Raw genomic sequence first — 5,010 nt, 5'->3', positions numbered from 1 at the left:
AAGCTTTTCTGGTCGGAACCCCCTAAGCCGAGTTTTCAAGGTGCTGCGCCGTCCACTTGGTTTTCGAGACTGGCCTTTTAATTCTAACGTAAAGCCAACCTAGAACGGCGGGGTTTCAGACCCAAAATTTCCGATGAGGAGCTTTTTGCCTGACTGACGGACATATTTTCAACACAATAAGTGGTCGTGCCCAATTAATTTCCTAAACCTTGACGAGGAATTCTGTAAACTTCGATCAAAAGCCGCGTAAATTCTGTATTTTCTCTGGAAGTCTTAGATATAGCTTTTAAAATTGTGATCGTAGCGGTAGGCTAATTCAGATCAATTAAACTTCTTCCTCACTCCCGACTTTGTTAGTACCATGAAACCTAACTCTGGCCGTAAACGGTTATTATCCCTGATATCTGCCGTTTCTTGTAGTTCCCTCTTGATTTTATCCCCTCTAGCCCAGAGAGCGCAAGCAGACGATATTACGGATGCCCTAGAAGCGGTAATTGAATATACGGCTCAATTACACCAGATCAATTTTAAGTATTTGTTAAGCGATGGCCCGATAACCACTCCCTGCGGCGTAATTTCCCTAGCGGCTTTCTGCACTGTAGATAATACAGTCTATGTCAATCTCAAGCAAGTTACTGGTATTAGCGATAATCCTTTATTTCCCCTTTATGCCGTCGCTCACGAGGCCGCTCACGCTGTTCAGTGGAATCGGGGTATTGGTGGCATCGATGAAGGTGGGATGAGCATCGGCATTGAATTACAGGCCGATTGTCTAGCGGGAGATACCCTTTCTTGGTTATTTACCGAAGCTAGAGGTTTATCCAAACAGGATTATATAATAGCGGGAAAACTTCTAGCGGAAGCCGCTTCGGAAGTGGGCGATTTTGAAGCTCCTAATCGCTCCCACGGGACACCGCAACAGCGAGGTGATTCGGTCTTACAAGGATTCTACGGGGAAAATCATGAAGCTTGTATGCGTTAACTAACACTCAAGGCTATATTTCCCCTAGAATGCCTAAAAAAGCCTAAAAAACTACTGTAACCCTAACCAAGATAACAGACCTTGGCCAGTTAGATACTCGATCAACAGGGTGATCACAAAACCAATCATAGCAGCCCTACCGTTGAGGCGCTCGGCATAGTCATTAAAGCCAAATTTGGGATCTTCTAATTTGGGGGTTTGAGTCGGTTGTGGTTCAGTCATAATCTTTACAGGCTGTTTACATTTCTTTACTATTCTAGCGGAGTTAGAACTTAGGTTGTAACTAATTTCTAACTCCTCCCTATTTGCCCTAATCTCGACCGTTAAGGGCGATTAAAAGGCGCAGAATAAAGATAAATAGGTTGATATAGGTCAAATACATCGATAAAGCAGCACTAAGATACTGTTCATCTCTGTAGGTACGGGGCAAGATGTAAAAGTCCACCACTGCCGAGCCAGCAAACAAGAAAACCCCGATGCCAGAAATGGCGATTTCTAACCAGGTGGGAGTAGCGCCACCAAAGATAGAGAAAATTAGCTGACCAATGAGAACAATAAAGAGAGCGAGAATACCGATGCTAACGGTTTGAGTCAGGGCTAAACCATCTTTTTCCGACAGATTCGAGCCGATATTCCGTCCCAACACAAAAGCAATGCCGCAACCGAGGGCAGCAATTGCTACTCCTCGCAAACCGACACCGGAAGTACCTAAGGCCACATAGACGATTCCACTGAGAGTATAGCCAGAAAGAAGACTATAGAGAGTCAGCAGGGGCAGAGCAGTGCCTGTATTGCCTCTTTCGGCAGTATTACGGGCGACAAAAAATAAAATAATCTCGGCAATCAGAGCGACAAAGAAAGTCGGGAAGAAAATCTGGGGATAGGATTGGATCACACCTAAACCGCCATAGGTTCCCACCGCAGTCAAAATTAGACCGCCACCGAGATAGGGCAGGGCCTTGGGGATAACATTAGGGCCGATAAGAGCTTGGCTTTTAGCCTCGCGTAAAGCTTGACGAAAGTTACTGGTATTACTCATGGTTACTAGGATTCGAGATACTTGTCTCAATCAATCTTGTTAAACAGAAACTATTCTTGATTAGTTCGTCAAGAATGCCGAATCGCAGGGAAGAAAAAAAAGTAATTTTTCCCCCAGCATCGATTCCCTCTTGATTGTAACGAAAAGACTAGGGATCTAGCTAGAAGCCACAGTTTTCTCCCCTCTTGACCTTTTAAGTTACCGTAAACAGAAGCCCGATTCAAGGCGATAATGTCCCGTAAACTGAATATTTCCTGTTTTTATTAACTACAATCTTTTAGAGTATCCCCTGACCTAAAGCCAAACCTGTCACCAACATTCCTAACACTAGAAAAGGCTGGGCGCTGGCTTGATATTTGACATCATTTTTGAGCGGATCCCGCAGAAAATACATATCTTGGAAAGTGATCTGAGGGATAATTAATAACAGTAAAATAGCGGCATAAAGATTCTGATGAATACTAATCAGATAACCCGCAATTCCTGCTTGAAAAACATCGATCATAATCACGCAAATCCAAGCCGAGGTGGTAATTCCAAACATAACTGGCAAGGATTTTAAGCCTAATTTTTCGTCACCTTCCACACTTTTAAAGTCGTTAACTACAGCAATGCCTAACCCCGCTAGACTATAGATGAGGGTTAAGATCATAATTGTCCAATTTAACTGACCAAAAAGGGCGTGACCAGCCCACCAAGGTAATGCTATATAACTAGCACCGAGGGCATAATTTCCCAGCCAACCATTTTGTTTTAATTTTAAAGGTGGCGCTGAATAAATATAGGCGATAAAAGAACCAAATAGGGTTAAACAGAGCATGATCGGGAAATCATGACCGGCCCAGCGATCGAGAAGATAAGCTATTCCTAACCCACCCGCTAATAAAACCAAAATCTGGCCGACTACTTGCGGAATAGAAATTGCCCCCGAAGGAATCGGGCGATAGGGTTCATTAATTGCATCGATTTCTCGATCGTAAAAATCATTTAAAGTTTGGGTATAACCGGTCATCAATGGACCGGAAAGTAACATACAGGTGGCCGCTTTTAAGACATCTTCTAAAGACCAAGTATAATTCCCCGATGAAGCAGCCCCACAGACAACCCCCCAAATTAGGGGAATCCAAGTGATCGGCTTCATCAATTGTAAGCGGATTTTCCAGAGGGAAGTTTCTGCCGATGAGGCCCCTTTCATGCCCAATAATTGGCGAGTTTTGGCCGCTCGATCGTCCTTGTTTTCTATCTCGGTGTTCGACATAATCCCTTAAAAAGAAATGATTAAGTAACCGTCTTGGAATTTTGCCCCTTTTACCGCTCGTCCGGTTAGAGGCGGTGGTACATCAATATTACGCCGTTGCTCCCCCGCTTCGATGGTTAATTCTGGACCCGATTGCGTCAGTTTTACCTGTTTTTTCTCGAATCCGGGTAAATAAACCTTGACCTGACCGGCTGCCGTATCGATTATTAACGGTTTGGGCGGCTGCACCGTGAGAAAATTGGGTAACTCGGCGATTAACTCCTGCCAATCTTCTCCTTGACGGTAGGGTAAAATCGCAGCCGGCAGCGGGGCAAAATCCTCCGTGGCACTCTGACAGCGATTAAAAATCACTCCCCCCACATTTAAACCGATTTGCTGCGCCGCACCCCAAAGATATTTGGCATCTGCGATCGCAAGTGGATCATCATTGGTGACTAGATAGGCTAAAACTCGCCGAGGATCGGCTAAAGCGGAACGTCCCTCGTCTAGAATGTTATTATCGGCCTTCTTCCCCAAACCATCGGGGTTAAAGGAGAAATTCAGCACGGCAGCGGCAATCGGTTGGAAAAAGGGAGAAAGGGTGCGACCAATCTCGGAATCACTGAAAACCTGCCGAAAACGCCGTAAATACCAGCCACCCACCTCTGGAATCCCCAACATTCTCAGGCTGTTGATATCTCCGCTGCCGTCGTAGATGATGACATCGTAATTTCCGCTTTTATCCTGTTCCCGCAGGAAATTTAAAGCTAGAGCTTGATCCATTCCGGGTAAAATGCCCAACTCTTGACCATAAACATTTTTCAAGGTGGGAGAACGCAAATACTGCTTTTCCAGTTCCTTGACTTCTTCCCAACTTTTTTCTAGTAAGTGGGTACTACTAAGCTGGACAACCGAGAGATTAGGCGCAATTTCCGTAATAGAGGAGCTAGGGGAGGCCTTGAGGAGTAATCCCCAAGCAGGGCCAGAATCTTGACCGATCAAGAGAACTTTTGACCCCAGACCAGCCATTTTTCTTGCCGAAGCGATCGCTATCGTACTGCGACCGCTGCCCCCCTTGCCCAAAAAGGTCAAAATTAAGGACATAGTTAATTCCTAAGCGTTATATTTAGATGAGTTTGAGTTCATCCTCAAAAAACCAAGTAGCGGTCTTATCATCGAACAGGACAACAGCACCAATACCGCTGCCATCGGTCATCTTAAAGTTTTTGATGACACCCACTTTACCCAATTTACCCGCTACATCCGAGTTAACGCGGTCTCTTAAGCGACAGACCTTGACTTTTTGCCCGATTTCCATTACTTCCACAGTTTTAATAAGACGATAATTCAATAAACCAATCCTAAGTTTAATATAAATTCGTGTCAGATAAACCCCCCAATGCTCTTCAGTTATCGGTCTTTCTCAGATCATCTGCACTTAGCGATCATATATACTAAGTAGTTGGACAAAATCAACTTCTTGGTTAGGATGGGCAAGAGGCAATAGGCAATATGCAATAGGCAATAGGCAAGAGGTAAGCCGCCCCGATGTCGGGGGGATTGGGGGGGTAAGAGGCAAGAGGTAGTTAGATATGTGCAATTAATTGGGGTCTGCTGAAAAAGTTTTTCCTAGGGGCAGGGTGTAGGGTGTGGGGTGTGGGGTGTGGGGTTTTACCGATTTTGAGGGGGTCAATTACCTAATTTTCAGGGAAAAAGTCCCTGAATTTCCCCCTGATCACTCCCATATCTGGT

General features: G+C 44.9%; 6 protein-coding genes. 1 reads left to right on the top strand and 5 read right to left on the bottom strand.

What is annotated here, in order from left to right; all coding sequences use genetic code 11:
* Positions 1-361 precede the first annotated feature (361 nt).
* Positions 362-982: a hypothetical protein gene (locus O9300_RS09610; RefSeq protein WP_002796853.1), complete on the top strand. Its 621-nt coding sequence runs from the start codon at positions 362-364 to the stop codon at positions 980-982.
* A gap of 51 nt (positions 983-1,033) precedes the next feature.
* Here the strand turns inward: O9300_RS09610 and O9300_RS09605 are convergent, their stop codons facing one another.
* The 5 genes from O9300_RS09605 to petP all read right to left on the bottom strand — a co-directional run bounded on the left by O9300_RS09605 (position 1,034) and on the right by petP (position 4,576).
* Positions 1,034-1,204 (bottom strand): CAB/ELIP/HLIP family chlorophyll-binding protein, encoded by a 171-nt coding sequence (locus tag O9300_RS09605; protein ID WP_002742489.1) that lies wholly within the window; start codon positions 1,202-1,204, stop codon positions 1,034-1,036.
* An 88-nt stretch (positions 1,205-1,292) separates the two neighbouring features.
* The gene (locus O9300_RS09600; RefSeq protein WP_043999493.1) at positions 1,293-2,021 is read right to left on the bottom strand and encodes a Bax inhibitor-1/YccA family protein; all 729 of its coding nucleotides are present in this window, start codon (positions 2,019-2,021) and stop codon (positions 1,293-1,295) included.
* A 277-nt stretch (positions 2,022-2,298) separates the two neighbouring features.
* Positions 2,299-3,279 carry a chlorophyll synthase ChlG gene (gene chlG, locus O9300_RS09595; RefSeq protein WP_002796856.1) on the bottom strand — a complete coding sequence of 327 codons (981 nt, stop codon included), beginning with the start codon at positions 3,277-3,279 and terminating at the stop codon, positions 2,299-2,301.
* 6 nt (positions 3,280-3,285) lie between these two features.
* Entirely contained in the window at positions 3,286-4,362 is a 1,077-nt protein-coding gene (locus O9300_RS09590; protein ID WP_287971429.1) for a Get3/ArsA fold putative tail anchor-mediating ATPase NosAFP, read from the bottom strand.
* 22 nt (positions 4,363-4,384) lie between these two features.
* Positions 4,385-4,576, bottom strand: a complete 192-nt coding sequence (petP, locus tag O9300_RS09585; protein WP_287733279.1) for a cytochrome b6f subunit PetP — start codon at positions 4,574-4,576, stop codon at positions 4,385-4,387.
* Between the last annotated feature and the right edge of the window lie 434 nt (positions 4,577-5,010).

Source organism: Microcystis sp. LE19-195.1E, assembly GCF_027532095.1.
Classification (GTDB): Bacteria; Cyanobacteriota; Cyanobacteriia; order Cyanobacteriales; family Microcystaceae; genus Microcystis; species Microcystis aeruginosa.
This window is presented reverse-complemented; position numbering and strand designations above follow the sequence as displayed.